Annotated in this window: 17 protein-coding genes; 10 read left to right on the top strand and 7 right to left on the bottom strand. The window is 62.1% G+C overall.

Translation table 11 applies throughout. The annotated features are described in order from the left end of the window. Positions 1 to 29 precede the first annotated feature (29 nt). Both NKH37_RS20350 and NKH37_RS20345 read left to right on the top strand, forming a co-directional pair. The gene (locus NKH37_RS20350; RefSeq protein WP_353005564.1) at positions 30 to 569 is read left to right on the top strand and encodes a hypothetical protein; all 540 of its coding nucleotides are present in this window, start codon (positions 30 to 32) and stop codon (positions 567 to 569) included. 28 nt (positions 570 to 597) lie between these two features. Then, the gene (locus NKH37_RS20345) at positions 598 to 1,017 is read left to right on the top strand and encodes an MAPEG family protein (protein ID WP_352587814.1); all 420 of its coding nucleotides are present in this window, start codon (positions 598 to 600) and stop codon (positions 1,015 to 1,017) included. A 12-nt stretch (positions 1,018 to 1,029) separates the two neighbouring features. Here the strand turns inward: NKH37_RS20345 and rnd are convergent, their stop codons facing one another. Continuing rightward, positions 1,030 to 2,181, bottom strand: a complete 1,152-nt coding sequence (gene rnd, locus NKH37_RS20340) for a ribonuclease D (protein WP_023717241.1) — start codon at positions 2,179 to 2,181, stop codon at positions 1,030 to 1,032. Positions 2,182 to 2,238: 57 nt separating this feature from the next. Next, positions 2,239 to 3,501, bottom strand: a complete 1,263-nt coding sequence (locus NKH37_RS20335) for an MFS transporter (RefSeq protein WP_023717242.1) — start codon at positions 3,499 to 3,501, stop codon at positions 2,239 to 2,241. Between the two features lie 257 nt (positions 3,502 to 3,758). Between NKH37_RS20335 and NKH37_RS20330 the strand changes: the two genes are divergently transcribed. The 4 genes from NKH37_RS20330 to aspS all read left to right on the top strand — a co-directional run bounded on the left by NKH37_RS20330 (position 3,759) and on the right by aspS (position 8,815). Further along, a complete protein-coding gene (locus tag NKH37_RS20330; protein ID WP_353005541.1) occupies positions 3,759 to 5,027 on the top strand; it encodes an ABC transporter substrate-binding protein in 1,269 nt (422 codons plus the stop codon). A 68-nt stretch (positions 5,028 to 5,095) separates the two neighbouring features. Beyond that, the gene (locus tag NKH37_RS20325; RefSeq protein WP_352495345.1) at positions 5,096 to 5,968 is read left to right on the top strand and encodes a carbohydrate ABC transporter permease; all 873 of its coding nucleotides are present in this window, start codon (positions 5,096 to 5,098) and stop codon (positions 5,966 to 5,968) included. A 19-nt stretch (positions 5,969 to 5,987) separates the two neighbouring features. Then, positions 5,988 to 6,812 carry a carbohydrate ABC transporter permease gene (locus tag NKH37_RS20320; RefSeq protein ID WP_352495346.1) on the top strand — a complete coding sequence of 275 codons (825 nt, stop codon included), beginning with the start codon at positions 5,988 to 5,990 and terminating at the stop codon, positions 6,810 to 6,812. 212 nt (positions 6,813 to 7,024) lie between these two features. Further along, entirely contained in the window at positions 7,025 to 8,815 is a 1,791-nt protein-coding gene (gene aspS, locus NKH37_RS20315; RefSeq protein WP_352495347.1) for an aspartate--tRNA ligase, read from the top strand. Positions 8,816 to 8,895: 80 nt separating this feature from the next. Here the strand turns inward: aspS and NKH37_RS20310 are convergent, their stop codons facing one another. Next, positions 8,896 to 10,089 (bottom strand): aq_1923 C-terminal domain, encoded by a 1,194-nt coding sequence (locus tag NKH37_RS20310; protein WP_023717248.1) that lies wholly within the window; start codon positions 10,087 to 10,089, stop codon positions 8,896 to 8,898. A gap of 364 nt (positions 10,090 to 10,453) precedes the next feature. Between NKH37_RS20310 and parC the strand changes: the two genes are divergently transcribed. Further along, entirely contained in the window at positions 10,454 to 12,706 is a 2,253-nt protein-coding gene (gene parC, locus NKH37_RS20305) for a DNA topoisomerase IV subunit A (RefSeq protein WP_352481243.1), read from the top strand. A gap of 303 nt (positions 12,707 to 13,009) precedes the next feature. Further along, positions 13,010 to 14,230 (top strand): AI-2E family transporter, encoded by a 1,221-nt coding sequence (locus NKH37_RS20300; protein ID WP_023717250.1) that lies wholly within the window; start codon positions 13,010 to 13,012, stop codon positions 14,228 to 14,230. Here the strand turns inward: NKH37_RS20300 and NKH37_RS20295 are convergent. The 3 genes from NKH37_RS20295 to NKH37_RS20285 form a co-directional block, all read right to left on the bottom strand. Then, positions 14,218 to 15,114, bottom strand: coding sequence for a DMT family transporter (locus tag NKH37_RS20295; RefSeq protein WP_353005540.1), 897 nt, complete (start codon positions 15,112 to 15,114; stop codon positions 14,218 to 14,220). The two genes, NKH37_RS20300 and NKH37_RS20295, sit on opposite strands and share 13 nt — an antisense overlap. 122 nt (positions 15,115 to 15,236) lie before the next feature. Next, positions 15,237 to 16,001, bottom strand: a complete 765-nt coding sequence (locus NKH37_RS20290; RefSeq protein WP_023717252.1) for an arginyltransferase — start codon at positions 15,999 to 16,001, stop codon at positions 15,237 to 15,239. Positions 16,002 to 16,137: 136 nt separating this feature from the next. Then, positions 16,138 to 16,608, bottom strand: coding sequence for an RDD family protein (locus tag NKH37_RS20285; RefSeq protein WP_353005539.1), 471 nt, complete (start codon positions 16,606 to 16,608; stop codon positions 16,138 to 16,140). A gap of 209 nt (positions 16,609 to 16,817) precedes the next feature. On the opposite strand from NKH37_RS20285, the gene sthA reads away from it, so the two are divergent. After that, positions 16,818 to 18,206, top strand: a complete 1,389-nt coding sequence (gene sthA, locus NKH37_RS20280; protein ID WP_023717254.1) for a Si-specific NAD(P)(+) transhydrogenase — start codon at positions 16,818 to 16,820, stop codon at positions 18,204 to 18,206. Positions 18,207 to 18,215: 9 nt separating this feature from the next. Here sthA and NKH37_RS20275 read toward each other — a convergent pair whose 3' ends face one another. After that, complete coding sequence (locus NKH37_RS20275; protein WP_353005538.1) at positions 18,216 to 19,067, bottom strand: alpha/beta hydrolase; 852 nt, start codon at positions 19,065 to 19,067, stop codon at positions 18,216 to 18,218. A gap of 28 nt (positions 19,068 to 19,095) precedes the next feature. On the opposite strand from NKH37_RS20275, the gene NKH37_RS20270 reads away from it, so the two are divergent. Then, positions 19,096 to 20,271, top strand: a complete 1,176-nt coding sequence (locus NKH37_RS20270; protein WP_353005537.1) for an OpgC family protein — start codon at positions 19,096 to 19,098, stop codon at positions 20,269 to 20,271. Positions 20,272 to 20,287 lie beyond the last annotated feature (16 nt).

Raw genomic sequence — 20,287 nt, 5'->3', positions numbered from 1 at the left:
GCCATGCGCCTTGGCGCAATCTGGCGGCGATGATCCTGCGGCTGTCGCGCCACGCCGCCGCACTCTGTTTCGCCACCGTGGCGGTTTTCATCATCATGACGGCGATGGAGTTCCTCTATTTTCGCCAATTGAGCGGCGGACTTCCGTCGCTCGACATGCGCTATGCCGGTTTCACCCCGGATGAGGGCATGGCCTGGCTGACGGCGCTCGGCCGGCGTGGCAGCGAGATCATTCTCGTCTGGCATTACCTGACCTTCGACCTGCTGTTTCCGGCGCTGCTGTCGCTGACGATGGTCAGCCTGATCCTGGCAACGGGCCGGCGGCTGAAGAATTTCCGTGCACTGCCTGCGCAAACCCAGTCGATATTCGCAGCTGTGCTGGTGCTGCCCTACACGCTCGCCGACTATGCCCAGAACATCGCCGTGGCTCGTCTTTTGTCCGATTTCCTGTCTGCCAATCCGGATTCGCTATCCTTTGCCTCAGCGCTGATCGTCACCAAATTCGCGCTTCTGGCGGTGCTGGTGATCGTCATTGCGGCTTTCATTCTGATGGCTCAGAAACGGCCTTGAAGGCTGGGTGACAACGACAGGGGGCGTCTTGAACCAGACCGCGATCTTCTGGCCGATGCTGGCGCAGGTGCTGCTGGTCTATATCGTCTATGTCGTAATGGGCCGGCGCCGCCATGGTGCGGTCAGATCGGGCGAAGCCAAGACCGGCCAGTTCAAGACGCGCTCAACGGAGCCTGGTTCCAGCATCACCGTCGCCAACAATCTGAGCAACCAGTTCGAACTGCCGGTGCTTTTCTACGTCTTATGCCTGACGCTGCACGTGACCAATGGCGTCAATTATCTGACCTTGGCGCTGATGTGGATATTTGTCGTCTCACGCTATCTTCACGCATCGGTCCACTTGACCAGCAATCGGCTAATCCTGCGCAGCAGGGCATTCTACGTGGGCGCGGTCGTTCTCGCACTTGGCTGGATATGGCTGGCGCTGCATCTGCTCGGCTTTGTCTGAGCAAGCTCAAGCCTACAAATCGAACACGGCGATCTTGCGCTTGTCGAACCTGATCGCGAGTTCACCGCGCACCAGCCTGAGCGCGGCCTCGCCAAAGACGGCGCGCCGCCAGCCTTGCAATGCCGGCACATCGGCGTCCTCGCCCTCTGCAGCGATGCGATCGATGTCGTCACTGGAGGCGAGTACCTTCGATGCGACACCTTCCTTTTCGGCAACGATCCGCAGCAGCACCTTCAGCAACTCCGCCGCGGCGCTCGACCCCTCCGGCGGCTGGAAGCTCTTCGGCAGCTTCGGCATCTCTTCCCTGGGCAGCGCCAGGGCAGCGTTGACTGCGCCAAGCAGTGCCGTCGCCGTCGACGAGCGCTCCCAGCCCTTCGGCGTGGTACGCAGCTTGCTCAGCGCCGCCGTATCGCGCGGCGCCTGCTGCGCCACTTCGTAGATCGCATCGTCCTTGAGCACCCGGCCGCGCGGCACGTCGCGCTCGCGCGCTTCGCGTTCGCGCCAGGCGGCCACCGCCTGCACGATCGCCAGTTCCTGCGGCTTGCGCAGCCGCATCTTGAGCCGCTTCCAGGCATCCTCGGGATGCGGATCGTAGGTCTCGCGCGAGGTCAGCACGTCCATCTCCTCGTTCAGCCAGTGGGCGCGGTTTTCCCGCACCAGCTCGGCGCTGAGGTGCTTGTAGACCTCGATCAGATGGGTGACGTCGGCGAGCGCGTAGTCGAGCTGCTTTTCGGACAGTGGACGATGGCGCCAGTCGGTGAAACGCGACGACTTGTCGAGCCGCGCGCCGGTGATGCGCTGCACCAACTGGTCGTAGGAGACGCTGTCGCCGAAGCCGCAGACCATCGCCGCGACCTGGGTGTCGAACACCGGATGCGGCACCAGATCGCCGAGATGCACAATGATTTCAATGTCCTGCCGCGCCGCATGGAAGACTTTGACGATCGCCTCGTTGGCCATCAGCCTGAAGAACGGTTTCAGGTCGATGTCGGGCGACAGCGGATCGATCAGCGCCGTCACGCCGGGCGCTGCCATCTGGATCAGGCACAGGATCGGCCAGAAGGTCGTCTCGCGAATGAATTCGGTATCGACGGTGACGAATTCCGCCTTTTCGAAAGCGGCAATAACGGTCTCGAGTTCGTTCTGGGTGGTGATGACGTGCATCAAATCGCTTTTGGCAAGGGATAGGGTCTCTTTCAATTTCAGCCGCGCGCGCTTTCGTCAAGCGCAAGCACCTTTATCGGGCTTTGCGGGTTCATCGGGATCGGCATTCCGCTTCGCCAACCGGGCAAAAACCGTCGATGTGCGCAACAGCGCCGTAAAACGGCTGCGATGGCTCGCCGGCACAGCAGAGCGCGCCCGCATCCGGAAAAGGATGACCGCCACGAAGATCGCATAGACGGTGGCGCTGAACACGAACAGCGCGCTCGGCCCGAAATATTGCATCACCGTCGAGGCTGCGAAGGGGCCGCCAATGGCGCCGAAGGAATAAAACAGCATCAAGGCTGCGTTGATCAGCACAAACTCGCCCTTGTCGGCGCGGTCGTTGGAATGCGCCGCCGACAACGAATAGAGCGGCATGGCAAAGCAGCCGAAGATAAAGACGAGCAGGAAGTTGAGGAACGGGCTGCCGCCTGCCACGAACGCCAGCGCCAGTGCCGCCACCATCGCACAGCACGTCGTCATCAGCAGCACCGAGCGCCGGTCCCAGCGGTCGGAGAGATAGCCAAGCGGGTATTGGATGATGGCGCCGCCGAAAATGCCGACGCTGACGAAGGTGACGACGTCGGCGACCGACATGCCGATCTGCTCGGCATAGACCGGCGACAGGGTGCGGAAGGCGCTGTTGGTGACGCCGACGGCGATGCAGCCGAAGCAGCCAAGCGGCGAGATGCGCCAGACGCGTGCCAAATCGAGTTTGACGTCTTCCGGCGGCGTCGGGTTGGAGCGGTCGCCGAGCGAAACCGGCACCAGCGACACGGTGATCATCATCGACATGATGGCGAAGATGGCAAAGCCGCCAGCGCCGAAGATCGGGATCAGGAATTGGGCGCCCGTCACCGAACCGATGTCGACCATGCGGTAAATGGCAAGCACCCGCGCCCGGTCGGTGTTGGTGACGCCGGAATTCAGCCAGGCTTCCATGATGGTGAACAGGCCGGCAAAGCAGAACCCGCCGGCAAAGCGCACGGCGCACCACATCACCGGATCGATGACCAGCACCAGCAGCAGCGTTCCCGCCGAGGCGATCGCCGCCAGCGCGGAAAAGGCGCGCACATGGCCGACGGACTTCATGATGCGGGTGACGGCAAGGCAGCCGAGCAAAAAGCCGGCGAAATAGAACGTGCCCATCAGGCCGATAGAGGAAGCGGGAAAACCCTCCTGCGCACCACGCAGCGCAATCAAAGTGCTCTGCAGGCCGTTGCCGCCGAGCAGGATGCCGGCGGCGATCAGGAGCGGGATCAGCGGGCGGATGGAGGACATGAAGGAAAGCCTGTCGTTGATCCTTCTTGAACCATCGCCTTCGCCAATGCCAGCGGCAATTCCCGGAGGCGTTGGGGCCAGCCGGGGGCTGCCGCTTCGCGCCGGACGTTCCGTGTTGGGAACTCAAGGCGTATCTTTGTAGTTCAGTGCTGGTGGGCGAATGCGCGTCTTGTGAGCTGCGGGTGTGCTGAGGACGGTGTCGGGCATCGACGTCCGTTTCTGCTGCTGCCTGAAGCTCCAAAGGGAGATCCGACATCATGAAGTTTCGTTCCGCATTCGCTGGATTTGCCGTGGCCGCAGTTCTGGCGGCCGGGCCGGCGCGGGCTGTCGACCTCGCCATGGTGTCGGGCGATACCGGCAACGGCCAGAGAATCCTTCGCGAGATCCTCGATCAATACGAGAAGAAGACCGGCAACAAGGTTAGCGTGGTTCCGGTGCCGCCCTCGGGGACCGACCAGTTTAGTCAATACAGGCTGTGGCTTGCCGCTGGAAACAGCGACGTTGACCTCTATCAGACGGACGTCATTTGGGCCCCCCAGCTTGCAAAGCAGCTCGTCGACCTGACCGCGGCGACCAAGGATGTCGTCGGCGCTCATTTCCCATCGATCATCAAATCGCAGACCGTCGACGGCAAGCTCGTCGCCTTGCCGATATTCACCGACGCTCCGGCGCTCTACTACCGCAAGGATCTCCTCGACAAATACGGCGCCAAGGTCCCGACCAGCTGGGCCGAGCTTGCCGATACTGCCAAGCTTGTCATGGACAAGGAACGCGAGGGCGGCAACAAGGACATGTGGGGCTTCGTTTTCCAGGGCAACGCCTATGAGGGACTGACCTGCGATGCACTCGAATGGGTGAAGTCGAACGGCGGTGGTCAGATCATCGAGCCGGACGGCACGATCTCCATCAATAATCCGCAAGCAGCCGCGGCGCTGGAAATGGCGAGGAGCTGGGTGGGAACCATCTCGCCTCCCGGCATTCTGGCCTATCAGGAAGAAGAGTCGCGCGGTGTCTGGCAGACCGGCAACGCCGTCTTCATGCGCAACTGGCCCTACGCCTATGCGCTTGGCAACAGCGAAAGCTCCCCCATCAAAGGCAAGTTCGAGGTGACGACGCTGCCGTCCGGGTCGGGTGAGGGCGCCCGCCCGGCAGCAACGCTTGGCGGCTGGAATCTTGCGGTTTCCAAATATTCGAAGAACCCGGCCGCAGCCGTCGAGCTGGTCAAATGGATCGCTTCGCCTCAGATGCAGAAGTACCGCGCCTTGAAGGGGGCATATCTGCCGACCATTCAGGCGCTCTATGACGATGCCGACATCGCCAGCGCCCAGCCGGTTATCCCGCGCTGGAAGGAAGTTGTCCTCAACGCGGTGCCGCGTCCCTCGGCCCAGGCCAAGACCAGGTACAATGAGGCATCGAGCGAGTTCTGGACCGCCGTCCACAACACCATGTCCGGCGAGGGCACGGCCGCCGACAACCTTGCCGATCTGGAGTTCTCCTTGACCAGGCTCAAGGGCACCGCCTGGTGACCTCGCCGCGCTCAGGCTCGCTGCTGGCGCGTCAGCGTGTGCGCTCGGCATGGCTGCTGCTTGCCCCGATGCTCATCGTGCTCGCCGCCGTCGCCGGCTGGCCGTTGATGCGCACGATCTATTTCGGCTTCACCGATGCCTCGCTCGCCGACCTCGAAGCCCGTCGCTGGGTTGGCTTCGCCAATTATTTCTCCATCCTGCAAATGCCGAGCGGCCGCGTCATCTATGACGGGCTGCTCGCCGATCCGGTCTGGTGGCGCGCCGTCTGGAATACGGTGCGCTTCGCGGTGATTTCGGTAACCTGCGAGACGGTGCTCGGCATGATCGTCGCGCTGGTGCTCAACACCAAGTTTCGCGGCCGCGGCATCGTGCGCGCCGCGATACTAATCCCTTGGGCCATTCCGACGATCGTCTCGGCGAAAATGTGGCAGTGGATGCTCAACGACCAGTTCGGCATCATCAACGACGTCCTTCTCAAGCTCGGCCTGATCGGCACCAAGATCGCCTGGACGGCTAGCGCCGACACGGCCATGGTCGCCATCCTCATTGTCGACATCTGGAAGGCGACCCCGTTCATGGCGCTTCTCATTCTCGCCGGCCTCCAGATGCTTCCACAAGAAATCTACGAGGTCGCCAAGCTCGACGGCGTCGGCGCGTGGAAAGTTTTCTGGAAGATCACCTTGCCGCTCATCCGGCCGGCGTTGATGGTGGCCATGATCTTCCGCGGTCTCGATGCGCTGCGCATCTTCGACCTGATCTACGTGCTCACGCCAAACAATATCCACACCAAGTCGATGTCGGTGTTTGCCCGCGAGAGCCTGTTTGAGTTCGACAAGTTTGCCTACGGCTCCGCCGCCTCGACGCTGCTCTTCCTCATCCTCGCTTTGCTGACCATGCTCGTTCTGTGGCTCGGCCGGATAAGACTGGACAAGGACTATTGATCATGTGGGGCTGCTGACCATGTGGATCGTCAAGCGCACGGCTTTCTACCTCCTCGTCGCCGTTATCGTCGTCGTCGCGGTATTCCCGTTTTACTACGCCATCGTCACCAGCCTGAAATCCGGGACGGCGCTCTTCCAGATCGACTATTGGCCGAAGACGATCACCTTCAGCAATTACAAGACCGTTTTCACCGAAGGGACCTTCCTGCGCAACCTCGTGAACTCGCTGTTCATCTCGAGCGCCGTTGTCGTCATTTCGCTGTTCCTCGGCGTCACCGCCGCCTATGCCCTGGCGCGCATCCGCTTCCGCGGCCGCTCGGCTCTGCTCCTCATTATCCTGTCCGTCTCGATGTTCCCGCAATTGGCGGTGCTTGCCGGTCTGTTCGAGCTGATCCGGGCCTTCGGCCTCTACAATTCGCCGTTCGCGCTGATCTTGTCCTATATGATCTTCACCTTGCCGTTCACCGTCTGGGTGCTCACCGCCTTCGTTCGCGACCTGCCGATCGAGCTGGAGGAAGCGGCGATCCTCGACGGCGCCACGCCCTGGATCATCATCAGCCGCGTTTTCCTGCCGCTGATGTGGCCGGCGCTGGCGACCACCGGGCTTCTCGCCTTCATCGGTGCGTGGAACGAATTTCTGTTCGCGCTTACGTTTACCTCCAACAACGAGCAGCGAACCGTGCCGGTCGCCATTGCGCTGCTCTCCGGCAGCTCGCAGTTCGAGATCCCGTGGGGCAACATCATGGCCGCATCGGTGATCGTCACCGTGCCGCTCGTCATCCTCGTCCTGATCTTCCAGCGCAAGATCATCTCCGGCCTCACCGCAGGCGGGGTCAAGGGATGAGGTGCATAATTGAACTGCTGGACAGAGCAGCGAACTCGGATTAACGCCTCTGGCATAAATTGATGCCGGTGGGACAGGGGCGGGAAGAACGCGAACTCGTCCCGGGCGCCGCTTGCCTTGACAAATGCACACTCTCATGTGCTTTTCGCGCAAATTTTCAGGCCGGGCCATCGTGCTTTGGCCGCAACCAACATCCGGACCTAGCAATGACAATGCATCGTTACCGCAGCCATACCTGTGCCCAGTTGAGAAAGAGCGACGTCGGCTCCGCCGTTCGCCTGTCGGGCTGGGTGCATCGCGTGCGCGACCATGGCGGCCTGCTGTTCATCGATTTGCGCGACCATTACGGCCTGACCCAGATCGTCGCCGATCCGGATTCGCCCGCCTTCAAGATTGCCGAGACCCTGCGCGGCGAATGGGTCGTCCGCGTCGACGGCGAGGTCAAGGCGCGCCTCGCCGACACCGTGAACCCTAATTTGCCGACCGGCGAGATCGAGATTTTCGCGCGCGAGATCGAGGTTCTGTCGGCGGCCAGGGAATTGCCGCTGCCGGTCTTCGGCGAGCCGGATTATCCGGAGGACATCCGCCTCAAATACCGCTTTCTCGATCTGCGGCGCGACACGCTGCACAAGAACATCGTCGCGCGGACGAAAATCATCGCCGAGATGCGCAAGCTGATGGGCGAGGTCGGCTTCACCGAATTCTCGACGCCGATCCTGACCGCCTCGTCGCCGGAAGGGGCGCGCGACTTTCTGGTGCCGTCGCGCATTCACCCCGGCACTTTCTACGCGCTGCCGCAGGCCCCCCAGCAGTACAAGCAGCTGATCATGGTGTCCGGCTTCGACCGCTATTTCCAGATTGCGCCGTGCTTTCGCGACGAGGACCCGCGCGCCGACCGTCTGCCGGGTGAATTCTACCAGCTCGACGTTGAGATGAGCTTCGTCGAGCAGGAGGACGTGTTCACCACCATGGAGCCGGTGATGCGGGGCGTGTTCGAGACCTTTGCCGCCGGCAAGCCGGTGACGCAGAAGTTTCCGCGCATCGCCTATGATGTCGCCATGCGCAAATACGGCACCGACAAGCCGGACCTGCGCAACCCGATCGAGATGCAAGCCGTCTCCGATCATTTTCGCGATTCCGGCTTCAAGGTATTTGCCAACATCCTTGCCAACGATCCGAAGGCCGAGGTCTGGGCCATTCCGGCCAAGACCGGCGGTTCGCGCGCCTTCTGCGACCGCATGAACTCATGGGCGCAAGGCGAGGGCCAGCCCGGGCTGGGCTACATCTTCTGGCGCAAGGAGGGCGAGAAGCTCGAAGGCGCCGGGCCGCTGGCCAAGAACATCGGCGAGGAGCGCACGGAGGCGATCCGCCAACAACTCGGCCTTGCCGATGGCGATGCCGCTTTCTTCGTCGCCGGCGACCCGAAGAAATTCGTCTCCTTCGCGGGTGCGGCGCGCACCCGCGCCGGCGAGGAGCTCAACCTTGTCGACCGTGATCGCTTCGAATTGTGCTGGATCGTCGACTTCCCGTTCTTCGAATGGAACGAGGAGGAGAAGAAGATCGACTTCGCGCACAATCCGTTCTCGATGCCGCAAGGTGGCATCGATGCGCTTAACGGCGAGGATCTGCTCGGCATCAAGGCGTTCCAGTACGACATGGTCTGCAACGGTTTCGAGATCGCCTCAGGCGGCATTCGCAACCATCTGCCGGAAACCATGGTCAAGGCGTTCGAAACGGTCGGGCTGGACCGCGCAACCGTCGAGGAACGCTTCGGCGGCCTTTACCGTGCCTTCCAGTATGGCGCGCCGCCGCATGGCGGCATGGCGGCCGGCATCGACCGTGTCGTCATGCTTCTGGTCGGTGCCAGGAACCTGCGCGAAGTGACCATGTTCCCGATGAACCAGCAGGCCTACGACCTGTTGATGAACGCCCCGTCGGAAGCCAGTCCGCAGCAGCTTCGCGAATTGTCGCTGCGCGTCGTGGCAACGAAGAAAGAGGTTTAGGAAACGCTCCGAACCGGTCCTGTGGATTCATAAAAAAGCCCGGCATCGCTGCCGGGCTTTTTGCTTGAAGGCTGTCTCGGTCAGTCTTCGTTCGCGGTAACCGTCACGCCAAGCGTTTTCGGCAGGTCGAGCGGGTTGGACATGGCGCCCGCCATGATCAGCGCGAACGGCACCGCTGCCGGCGGCTCGGCCGAGACCTCGATGCTCTGCGGATCGTCGAGGAACTTGTTGACCGCGGCCGAAACCTGCGCCGTCAGTTCCGGATTGTTGAGCTGCGCCATGCCGAATGGCACGATCGCCTTGGCCTGGTTGGCAATGTCCTTGCCGGACATGCCTTGCTGCTTGCCGGCATAATCGAGCACCTTCTTGGTCAGCGAATCGTCGTCGAAGCGGATCGAGGCGCTGTTGAACGATAGCTGCTGCAGCAGCCCGAGCATGGCCATGCCTTGCGCCGAATTGTCGGCGCCTTCAGGCTGAGCTGCCATCTTCTTCTGCATCTCCTGCATCGATTTGATGACATCCAGAGTGTAGCCGCCGAGATTGAAGGTCATACCGAATGTGCCGGCATTGTCGACCGAAATTTCGTATTTCGACAAATCCATCTTGCCGTCGGTAGGCTGCCAGGTGCCTTCCATCTCAAGATTGCCCGATATGTTCTGGTAGCCGAGTGCGTTGATGACTTCCTTGGACTTCGGATCTTCGACCAGCGTCAGGTCGGCAGTGAACTTTTCCGTGGTGCCGGAGAACGCCATGGCCTTGCCGTCGGCCGGCGGCGTGATTGCGATGGCAAGCCCGTCCATCGAGAAGGCAGGCTTGTCGGCGACCTTGACGGTCATGTTTTCGAGCTCGGCCGATTTGTACATCATCAGCGAGCCCAGCGGACCGCTTGCGCCTTCGGCCGGAACCGTCATGTCGTGGATGACGAAGGGGCTGAGATTGAGCGTGACGCCATCTTCGCTGTGTTCGAACGGCGAAGTCGATACGGTCGCGATTTGATAGCCGCCATTGGCTTCGGTCACGCCTTCGAGCTTGACGTCGCCGATCTTGAGCGCCTCCTTTTCGGCCGCCGGTCTGACCGCTACGCCTTGCAGAACCATGCTGGAGGTGTCGCCGGTTACTCCGGTCCAGGAGAGGTCGACGCCCTGGGCGGCGAGGGCAGCCTTCAGCCGGTCGGCGACCGCGGTATCCTGCGCGAACGCCGCATTCAGCGGCAGCGTCAGCAAAAAGGTCGAAAAAGCCAGTCTTTTAATAAGTGTCGAGTGTCTGATCGTCATCGAGAGCTCCCCTGAGAGTGTCCTGAAATTCTTTTCAATTCGTCGCGTCGTCACCATTCAGCGACGAACTGGACCGGAAAAAGGCGGGCCTCGGCACAATGGTCGAAAATCGCGGCCAAAGGCAAACCCGATCCATCAGGCTTGCGATAGAAGCCGGATGTAACGGATTGATGTTGGCCGGCGTCGCGACGCTTCCAATTCCTGTTGCACAATGCAGGTCGCGCAAAAGTGTGCAGCGGTTTTGCGCGACATGGATCAAAACAAGGACCTAAAGCGCGCGCATAAGGCCGGTCGAACGCGACGCGCTTTAGGAGGTATGCCGGCGCCTCTTGCCGCGAATCACCCGCTCGGCTAGTGCCAGCCCATGGGAAAAAGGCTTTTGCCGCCTGAAACTGGCGGCGGCGACAATATCGAGCCGGTCGATCTGAAGAAGGCGCTGGAAGAGCGCTATCTCGCCTACGCGCTGTCGACCATCATGCACCGGGCGCTGCCGGACGTGCGCGACGGGTTGAAGCCGGTGCATCGCCGCATAATGCATGCCATGCGCTTGTTGCGGCTCAACCCCGACCAGGGCTTTGCCAAATGCGCCCGCATCGTCGGCGAGGTGATGGGCAAGTTCCATCCACATGGCGACCAGTCGATCTACGACGCATTGGTGCGGTTGGCGCAGGATTTTTCGATGCGCTACCCGCTGGTCGACGGGCAGGGCAATTTCGGCAATATCGACGGCGATAACGCCGCCGCCATGCGCTACACCGAAGCGCGCATGACCGACGTGTCGACGCTGCTGCTGGAAGGCATCACCGAGGACGCGGTCGATTTCCGCCCGACCTACAACGAGGAAGACGAGGAGCCGGCCGTGCTGCCCGGCGCCTTCCCGAACCTGCTTGCCAACGGCTCGTCCGGCATCGCCGTCGGCATGGCGACCTCGATCCCGCCGCACAATGCGGCCGAGCTTTGCGACGCCGCGCTTCACCTGATCGATCATCCGGATGCGCCCGTCACCAAGCTGATGGACTTCGTGCAAGGTCCGGATTTCCCGACCGGCGGCATCATCGTCGACAGCCGAGCCTCGATCCTCGAAGCCTACGAAACGGGTCGCGGCGGCTTTCGCGTCAGGGCGAAATGGAGCCAGGAGGACCAGGGCAGGGGCACCTGGAACATAGTCGTCACCGAGATCCCCTACGGCGTCCAGAAGGCCAGGCTGATCGAAAAGATCGCCGAGCTCTTGATTGCGCGCAAGCTTCCGTTGCTCGAGGATATCCGCGACGAGAGCGCCGAGGACATCCGCGTCGTGCTGGTGCCGAAGAGCCGCTCGGTCGATCCCGGCATCATGATGGAATCGCTGTTCAAGCTGACCGAGCTCGAAAGCCGCTTTCCGCTCAACATGAACGTGTTGTCGCGCGGCAAGGTGCCGAACGTGCTGCCGCTGAAAGGCGTGCTCAAGGAGTGGCTTGAGCACCGCCGCGACGTCTTGATCCGCCGCTCCAAGCACCGTCTCGGCGAGATCGAGAGGCGGCTGGAGATCCTCGCCGGCTATCTGATCGCCTACCTCAACATCGACGAGGTGATCAGGATCATCCGCGAGGAGGACGAGCCCAAGCAGGTGATGATGGCCCGCTGGTCACTCACCGACACCCAGGCCGAAGCCATCCTCAACATGCGGCTGAGGGCGCTGCGCAAGCTCGAGGAATTCGAGATTCGTGAGGAATTCAACGGCCTGACCGGCGAGAAGAAGCAGATCGAGGCGCTACTTGCGTCCGACGCCAAGCAGTGGGCGACGATCAAGTGGGAAGTCGCCAATGTTCGCCAGAAATATGGGCCCGAGACCGAGATCGGCAAGCGCCGGACCGAGTTCGCAGATGCACCCGAACATGACCTGACCGATATCGCCCACGCCATGATCGAGCGCGAGCCGGTCACCGTCGTCGTATCGGAAAAGGGCTGGCTGAGGGCCATGAAAGGTCATCTGACCGATCACTCGGCCCTGACCTTCAAGGAAGGCGACAGCCTCAAGCTCGCCTTCCATGCCCAGACGACCGACAAGGTGCTGGTCTTCACCACCGGCGGCAAGTTCTACACGATCGGCGCCGACCGGCTGCCGGGTGGGCGTGGCCATGGTGAGCCGATCCGCATCATCGTCGACATGGACAACGACCAGGATATCGTCACCGCCTTCGTCCATGATCCCAAGCGCAAGCTGCTGCTGGTTTCGCATGACGGCAACGGTTTCATCGTGCAGGAAGAGGAGGTCGTCGCCAACACCCGCAAGGGCAAGCAGGTGATGAATGTCAAGGCGCCCGACGAGGCCCAGCGCTGCGTGACTGTCGCCGGCGACCATCTCGCCATTGTCGGCGAGAACCGCAAGATGCTGGTGTTCCCGCTGGCCGAGATCCCGGAGATGGGACGCGGCAAGGGCGTGCGCCTGCAGAAATACAAGGATGGCGGTGTCCTCGACCTCAAGACCTTCACGCTCGCAAGCGGTCTGTCCTGGCAGGATTCGGCAGATCGCACCTTCACCAAATCGCGTGACGAGCTTGCCGAATGGATCGGCGCCCGCGCCTCGGCCGGCCGCATGGTGCCAAAGGGCTTTCCGCGCACGGGCAAGTTCGGGTAGGCGCGCGAAGGAGCATGACCTTTCGGGGGGCGGTCAGGCGAGGTGGTGAAAGGGAATTCGTGTTTTCGTGCCCGGCGGCGCATTTTGTTCTTGCTTTGTGCCGGCAGCTATGCTACTAATTTCGCTATGGTGCTGATTCGCACCGACGACCCGCCTGCCAAGGCGGGTTTTTTGTTTCGGGCTCCTTTCGACCAAATTGGAATGCCGTCACGATTGCTGCACTATATCAGTGCATAAGCTTCGCCATGGGAAATCGCGGGGATAACGCATCTGGACGACACGGGGCGTTGGGGAGGTAGTCGCTTGAAGGAAGTCAGGATACAGAAGCCGGAGCGGCAGCAGCGCCTGTTTGGCCTGTCGACGCCGCTCAGGGCCGCTGTCATTCCGCCGCTGTCGGCGGCGCGCTGGCTCCTGGTGCTGATCGTCGCCGCCGGCGTTTATTTCTTCCACGGCTTCCTATTCCCGGTCCTTGCCGCCCTGGTGATCGCTTTCGCCAGCTGGCCGCTCTATCGGCGGCTGCTCGCCGGCGTCGGCGGCAACCGCACGATCGCCGCGACCCTTGCGATCCTGTTCATCCTGACCTTCCTGGTGGTGCCGATCGCGCTTGCCGGCACCTATGCCATCAACGAGGTGCGCGAATGGGTCGGCTGGGCGATCGAGACCAACCGCTACGGCGCGCCGACGCCGCACTGGATCGCCACGCTGCCTGTGGTAGGCGAATGGCTCAATGAACAATGGACGGTCAACGTTGGCCATCCAGGCGGTATCGGCGAACTGATCCAGCTGATCAGCGGCGCCAATATCGGCAGCATCTATCGCGGCGTGCTTGCCGCCGGCGGCAGCGCCTTCGGCCTTTTGCTGACGCTGCTGTTCATGATGATCGCGCTGTTCTTCGCCTATCGCGACGGCGAGCATTTCGCCGGGCAGGTCGATCGCCTCGGCGAACGCATCCTGCCGGCCAGATGGGAACGGATCTCACGCGTGGTGCCGGCGACGATCTCCTCGACCGTCACCGGCATGACGGTTATCGCCATCGGCGAAGGGCTGGTGCTGGGCATCGCTTACTGGTTGGCCGGCGTGCCGTCGCCGGTGACGCTCGGCGCACTGACCGGCATCATGGCGCTGATCCCCGGCGGCGCGCCGCTGTCGTTCACGCTGGTCTCGATTTATCTCGCCGCCAGCGGCTCGCCGATGGCCGGCCTGGCGCTGTTCATCTGGGGCGCCGTCGAACTCTTCGTCGTCGACAAGACATTGCGCCCGAAGCTGGTTGGCGGGCCGATAAAGCTGCCCTTCCTGCCGACTTTCTTCGGCCTGATCGGCGGCGTCAAGACAATGGGCTTTCTCGGCCTGTTCATCGGCCCGGTGCTGATGGCCCTGCTGGTCGCGATCTGGCGCGAATGGCTGCGCGAGGTGGAGCTGACCGATGAACTCGCTGCCGCCGAACCGGCGGAGCAGGAAGATGCACCGCCGCAGATCGAAATTGTCGCCGAACGCGCCGCCGCGAAAAAGAATCAGGCCGGGTGACTGACGGCGAGCGTGGCGCGGCGCTTACGCCCCTCGTGCAACTGCCAGAGCGAATGGCCGATCAAGGTGACGATGAGGATCGTGCCGCCGATCAGGCTGTTGCGCGACGGGGTCTCGGCGAAGATCATCCACACCCAGACCGGCGCCAGCACGGTTTCTAACAGGTAGAACATCGCCACTTCCGGCCCGGAAATGTATTTCGGACCGTTGGCGAGGCAGAAGAACGAGATCGGCATGATGACGGCGCCGTTGAAGACGATCCACCACGGTGCGTTGACGTGAAAACCCACCTTGGAAACCATCAGGGCGGCGATGGCCAGTGGCAGCACGACTCCGATCAGCGCGGTGAAGCCCATATCCTTGCCGCTGGCGCGCGAGATGGTGATGGCCGCGGCGATCATGAAGGCGGAGCATAGTGCCATCAGGTCGCCGAAGAGATGCCCGGTTCCGACGGAATCACCGACAATCATCACGACGCCGGCGATCATCAATGCCAGCGCTGCGACCGTCAGGGGCTGTGGCCTCTCCTTCAGGAATAGCCACGACAAAAGGGCCGCGAACATGGTGGTGAAGGCCAGGATGAAAACGAGGTTGGCGGTCGAGGTGTTGTAGACGCCGGTGGTGAAGGCGATCGAGCCGAGTCCGTAGAGGGCGGCAACGATGAGCCCTGACCAGCCCGGGATAAGCTGCGGTGCCTTTGCGCTCAGCGAGCGCCAGATGGCCCAGATGACGAGCGTGGCGACGAAGGTCGTGCCGGTGCGCAAGAGCAGGATCGTCCATGCCTCGCCGTCGGCGAGCCGGATCAGCGGAATGTCGACGGTCAGCGTCAACCCGCCGATGGCGGTGATCAGAAGGCCTCTCTGGTGGTCGTTGTGCGAAGACATGCAGCAATTCTCGCGATAGGCTTGGAGGCGCAAAATTGACCCGCCCGGTCTTCCGCCGATCGGCCGGAAGCCCAGCGGCATCCTCCTCGAAACAATTTAAGGGTGAATACCGAAAGCGGAAATCAGCGCGAAACCGCTTCGTGATTGTAGCGTTCCCAGCCTTTCGGGCCGAGATGCTCCTGCGGCTGGAAGCGCATCTTATAATTCATCTTGCGCGAGCCGTTGACCCAGTAGCCCAGGTAGACATGGGGCAGGCCCATCGCCCTGGCGCGGGCGATGTGGTCGAGGATCATGAAGGTGCCGAGGGAACGGTCCTCGAAATCCGGGTTGAAGTAGGAATAGACCATCGACAGGCCATCGGCCATCTTGTCGGTGAGCGCCACGGCGATCAGTTCGCCCTGACCCTTGCCGGTGATGAAGCTGTCAGGTCCGCGGCGACGGTATTCGATGACCTTGGTGTCGACATGGGTATCCTCGACCATCATGGCGTAGTCGAGCACGGTCATATCGGACATGCCGCCACGGCGGTGGCGGGCGTCGAGATAGCTGCGGAACAGCGAATACTGCTCGGTGGAGGGTTCGGCGTCGTGCATGGCGCCGACCAGATCCGAATTATGCTGTATGACGCGTTTCATGTTGCGGCTGGCGGTGAACTCCTGCGCCAGGATGCGCACCGACACGCAGGCGCGGCAGGTCTCGCAAGCCGGCCTGTAGGCGATGTTCTGCGACCGCCTGAACCCGCCCTGCGTCAACAGATCGTTCATCTCGGGGGCCTTGTCGCCGACCAGGTGGGTGAACACCTTGCGCTCGAACTGGCCCTCGAGATAGGGACACGGCGAGGGCGCGGTCAGAAAGAACTGTGGCGACTGGGTCGGGTGCTGCGTCATCGAGCCTTGGAAACACTCCTGCGAATCGCTCTACCTTTGGCGCGGACGCCGAAAAATTCAACAGGATTGTGAAAGCCTGTGTGAATGGACGTCTTCACTTTTGTGCGCAAAGGCTGCGGCCGCGCTTCAAAGCCGCTCAGCGGCCGCTGCGGCTGACGACCGTGCCGAGCAGCAGGTCGTGCAGCATGCGCTTGCGGTCGGAAAACAGGCTCACCAGCAGGACCAGCGGCGAGAGGATGACATTGCCGGCCCAAAACAACACCGAATGGACGACGGCAGTCAACCCGTCGATGCGGCTGCCGTCGAGCCGGTCGAGCCGGATGCCCATCATCTTCATGCCAGCGGTGGCCTGATCTTTACTGCCGAGCGTGTTCCAGATGTAGAGGATGGCGACGGCCGGCACGAGAATGGAAAACAGCATCCAGCCGAGGCCGAGCGTCAACAGCCCAAACAAGAACACCAGGATCGCGAAAGGAATGGTGAGCAGCGCGACGATGAAATAAACGATGACGAAGGCGAGAATGCGCCGCGTGCGCACGCCCTCATAGGCGCGGACGTCTTCGAGCCTGCTGGTGATGATTTCGCCGTCGAGAACGCGAGCGTTCATGTCATTTCCTCGTAATCGAACCCGGGTTAATGCACGGGCCGCGTATTGATGAAATGGTGAAGGTTCGCGGTGGAATCAAGATCGAACCATTCGCCACCGTAGATGGTGACGGAGTGCCCGGCGCCGTCTGACTTGTTGAATTCATGGCGCGGATAGCGTTAGCTTGCTGCGGCGCAACAAAAGGTGCCGAGCCGAGGGGACGGGGCGACATGGACTACGACATGCTGGTCATCGGCAGCGGCCCATCCGGGCGCCGCGCCGCGGTGCAGTCGGCCAAGCTCGGCAAGTCGGTGCTGGTGGTCGACAGGGGCCGGCGTCTCGGCGGCGTGTCGGTACACACTGGCACCATACCGTCGAAGACGTTGCGCGAGACGGTGCTCAACCTCTCCGGCTGGCGTGAGCGCGGCTTTTATGGACGCGGCTACCGGGTCAAGCAGGACATTTCGGTCGGCGATCTGGTCGAGCGCCTGCACAAGACGCTCGACCATGAGGTCGAGGTGCTGCAGCACCAGTTCATGCGCAACACGGTCAAGAGCGCTCGCGCCGCGGCAAAATTCCTCGGCCCCAATAAGGTCAGCCTGACCACCGACACCGGCGACTACAGCGAGGTTGGCTTCGCCCATGCACTGATCGCGGTCGGCACCCGGCCGCACCGGCCGCGCGACGTGCCGTTCGACAAAACACGGATTTTCGACAGCGACGAGATGCTGGAGCTCGACCGGCTGCCGCGCACGCTGACGGTGATCGGCGCCGGCGTCATCGGCGTCGAATATGCGACGATCTTTTCCGCGCTCGACGTTCCGGTGACGCTGGTCGAGCCGCGCAATACCATGTTGGATTTCGTCGACCGCGAGATCGTCGACGACTTCATCCATCAGATGCGCGACCGCGGCATGACCATCCGCTTGGGCAGCGCCGTCAAGGAGATCGCCTCCAAACCCGATTATGCCGAGGTGATGCTGGCAGACGGCCGCACCATACGTTCCGAGATGGTGCTTTATGCTGCCGGGCGTACCGGCAATGTCGGCAGCCTGGGCTTGGAAGCGGTCGGCATCGAGTCCGATTCCAGGGGCCGCATCAAGGTCGATCCGCAGACCTTCCAGACCAGCGCGCCCAACATCTATGCCGCCGGCGACGTCATCGGTTTTCCGAGCCTGGCCTCGACCTCGATGGAACAGGGCAGGGTGGCCGCCTGCCATGCGTTCGGCGTGCCCTTGCCGCCGCCGCCCGAAACCTTTCCCTACGGCATCTACGCCGTGCCGGAAATCTCCACCGTCGGCCAGTCGGAGGAGCAGGTGCGCGAGAGTGGTGCTGCCTACGAGGTCGGCGTGGCGCGGTTTCGCGAGACATCGCGCGGCCACATCATGGGCGTCAATACCGGCTTCCTGAAGCTTCTGTTCTCGATCGAAACACGCCGTCTGCTCGGCGCCCATATCGTCGGCGAGGGCGCGACCGAACTCATCCACATTGGCCAGGCGGTCATCAATCTCGGCGGCACCGTCGACTTCTTCGTCAACAACACCTTCAACTATCCGACGCTGGCCGAAGCCTACAAGATCGCCGGGCTGGACGCCTGGAACCGCATGGGGCGAGGATAGCTTCGAGGCTCATCGATCTGACGTTGCAACGGCGACCGCAGGATCCGCCAGCCATTGCCTGACGATCTCGGCGTCCGGATCGCCGATTTCATGGCCGGAGGCAATGGTTTGGGTCTCGACCTTGGCGCCATGCGAACTCAGCAGGGCGGCCAACACCGGCGCGAATGGCGCATAGGTCAGGTCGGCGGCGCCGGCGATGATCAACGCCCGCGCCTTCGACAGGTCGGCCGGCGGCACCTCGTCAAGCACCGGCATCGGACGCAGCAATGCGGCGCGCTCGATCAGGCCCGGATGCAGCAGCATGACGCTTGAGACCAGATTGGCGCCGTTCGAATAACCGACAAAGGTCGCGCGGCTGAGATCGAAGCGGTGGCGCTTCGCGATGCCGTCGACGAAGCCCGCGAATGCGTCCGCCTCCGCACGGATGCTCGCCTGTTCGAAACGCGTCGGGGTGATTCGCGTGAACCAGCGGAACCCGCCCTCCTGAGGGATGCGGCCACGGACCGCAACCAGCGCCGCATGCGGCGCGATTTGCCGACCAAGCGGCAGCAAGGTCGTCTCATCGACTCCCGATCCATGCTGCAGGAACAGCCAGTCACCGGGTAAATTGGCGGGTCGATGGAGCCGGTAGAAAAAGCCTGAATTTTCCTGCAAAATACCGTCTTCGAGGCTCTCCTCGGCCATAGTCACATCCTTTTGATTTCGCGTTACTTTCGTTAATTTGCCGGCTTCAAAACGAAATATTTTCAAGCTCCGCGAAAGTTGATTGAACCGGGCGCATTTCAGTCCGTTTCTTTGCCGATATAATCCCCGCGGGAGGGATCGAAGCAGTGTGCGCCGGGTGGTCGCATTGCCGCGCATGAACAACCAGCTTTAAGGCCTTTTATCGATGACGATGCCAGTTTCGCCGGAACGCGATACGCGTATTGACGTGTTCCGGGCTCTCGCCCTCCTGACCATATTCATCGACCATGTGCCGGGCACCGTTTTCGAAACCCTGACCTACAAGAATTTCGGGTTTTCGGATGCGGCCGAGGCCTTCGTGCTGATCTCCGGCATGTCCGTCGCTCTCGCCTACGGCACCAAATTCCAGCCGGGAAACCGGCTGATTGCGACGCTGAAAATGTGGCGCCGCGCCGGCGTGCTCTATGTCACCCACATCGTCACGACGATGGTGGTCATGGCTATCTTCTGCGCGGCGGCGGTGTTTGCGAAACGGCCGGACCTTCTGACGCTGATCAACATCGAGCCGCTCGTCAGAAACCCGCCACAAGTCCTGGTCGGCATCGTCACGCTCGGCCATCAGCTCGGTTACAACAACATACTGCCGGTCTATGCAGCGCTGCTGTTGATGGCGCCGGCCTTCCTACTGTTCATCAGCTATCGGCCACTGGCGGCGCTTGCCGTATCCGCAGCCCTTTGGCTGCTTGCCGGAATCTACCAGATCGCGCCACCGAACTACCCGGAGCCCGGGTTCTGGTTCCTCAATCCGCTGTCATGGCAATTGCTGTTCAATATCGGCATGGCCAGCGTGTTGCATGTGCGGCGCGGCGGCACCATCCCGGTCAATCGCTGGCTGGTCGGCGCGGCCGCCGCCTATGTGCTCACAGCGCTCGTCTGGGTGCACAGCCCGCTGTGGGGGCATGTGTCATGGCTCGACCTGCCGGTGGTGCTGACCGGTTTCGACAAGACGTTCCTGTCGTTACCGCGACTGCTGCACATTCTGGCGATGAGTTACCTGGTCGTCGCCTTGCCTTCCGTCTCGAACCTGTTCCGCACCGGTCGTGACAATCCGCTCGCCATATTGGGCAAACGTTCGTTGCCGGTTTTCATTGCCGGAACGGTGATTGCCATGGCGGCGCAAGTGATGAAGCTGATCAACCCGGGCGGCATTGCCTATGACAGTCTGCTGCTCGCCGCCGGCATCGCCATGCAGTTCGCGCTCGCCTTCTACCTGGAATGGCTGTCTGCCATCGGCTGGTCCGGCAAGGGCAAGCCGGTCCGCAACGAAGCGCCGCCTGTCCGTCCATCCTTTGGCATCGGTCCCATGGCGGCCAATAGATAAGATTTGGAGCCGATCT

Origin of the sequence: Mesorhizobium sp. M1217, assembly GCF_040318275.1 — a bacterium.
Lineage (GTDB): Bacteria > Pseudomonadota > Alphaproteobacteria > Rhizobiales > Rhizobiaceae > Mesorhizobium.
Note: the sequence above shows the minus strand (reverse complement) of the source record. Positions and strands in the feature narration are given on the sequence as shown.

Excerpts from the sequence above, each read along its gene's own strand:
- NKH37_RS20350 (WP_353005564.1), top strand. The coding sequence starts at position 30 with ATGATCCTGCGGCTGTCGCGCCACGCCGCCGCACTCTGTTTCGCCACC.
- rnd (WP_023717241.1), bottom strand. The coding sequence starts at position 2,181 with ATGCACGTCATCACCACCCAGAACGAACTCGAGACCGTTATTGCCGCT.
- NKH37_RS20335 (WP_023717242.1), bottom strand. The coding sequence starts at position 3,501 with ATGTCCTCCATCCGCCCGCTGATCCCGCTCCTGATCGCCGCCGGCATC.
- NKH37_RS20330 (WP_353005541.1), top strand. The coding sequence starts at position 3,759 with ATGAAGTTTCGTTCCGCATTCGCTGGATTTGCCGTGGCCGCAGTTCTG.
- NKH37_RS20325 (WP_352495345.1), top strand. The coding sequence starts at position 5,096 with ATGCTCATCGTGCTCGCCGCCGTCGCCGGCTGGCCGTTGATGCGCACG.
- NKH37_RS20320 (WP_352495346.1), top strand. The coding sequence starts at position 5,988 with ATGTGGATCGTCAAGCGCACGGCTTTCTACCTCCTCGTCGCCGTTATC.
- aspS (WP_352495347.1), top strand. The coding sequence starts at position 7,025 with ATGCATCGTTACCGCAGCCATACCTGTGCCCAGTTGAGAAAGAGCGAC.
- NKH37_RS20310 (WP_023717248.1), bottom strand. The coding sequence starts at position 10,089 with ATGACGATCAGACACTCGACACTTATTAAAAGACTGGCTTTTTCGACC.
- parC (WP_352481243.1), top strand. The coding sequence starts at position 10,454 with ATGGGAAAAAGGCTTTTGCCGCCTGAAACTGGCGGCGGCGACAATATC.
- NKH37_RS20295 (WP_353005540.1), bottom strand. The coding sequence starts at position 15,114 with ATGTCTTCGCACAACGACCACCAGAGAGGCCTTCTGATCACCGCCATC.
- NKH37_RS20290 (WP_023717252.1), bottom strand. The coding sequence starts at position 16,001 with ATGACGCAGCACCCGACCCAGTCGCCACAGTTCTTTCTGACCGCGCCC.
- NKH37_RS20285 (WP_353005539.1), bottom strand. The coding sequence starts at position 16,608 with ATGAACGCTCGCGTTCTCGACGGCGAAATCATCACCAGCAGGCTCGAA.
- sthA (WP_023717254.1), top strand. The coding sequence starts at position 16,818 with ATGGACTACGACATGCTGGTCATCGGCAGCGGCCCATCCGGGCGCCGC.
- NKH37_RS20275 (WP_353005538.1), bottom strand. The coding sequence starts at position 19,067 with ATGCGCGGCAATGCGACCACCCGGCGCACACTGCTTCGATCCCTCCCG.
- NKH37_RS20270 (WP_353005537.1), top strand. The coding sequence starts at position 19,096 with ATGACGATGCCAGTTTCGCCGGAACGCGATACGCGTATTGACGTGTTC.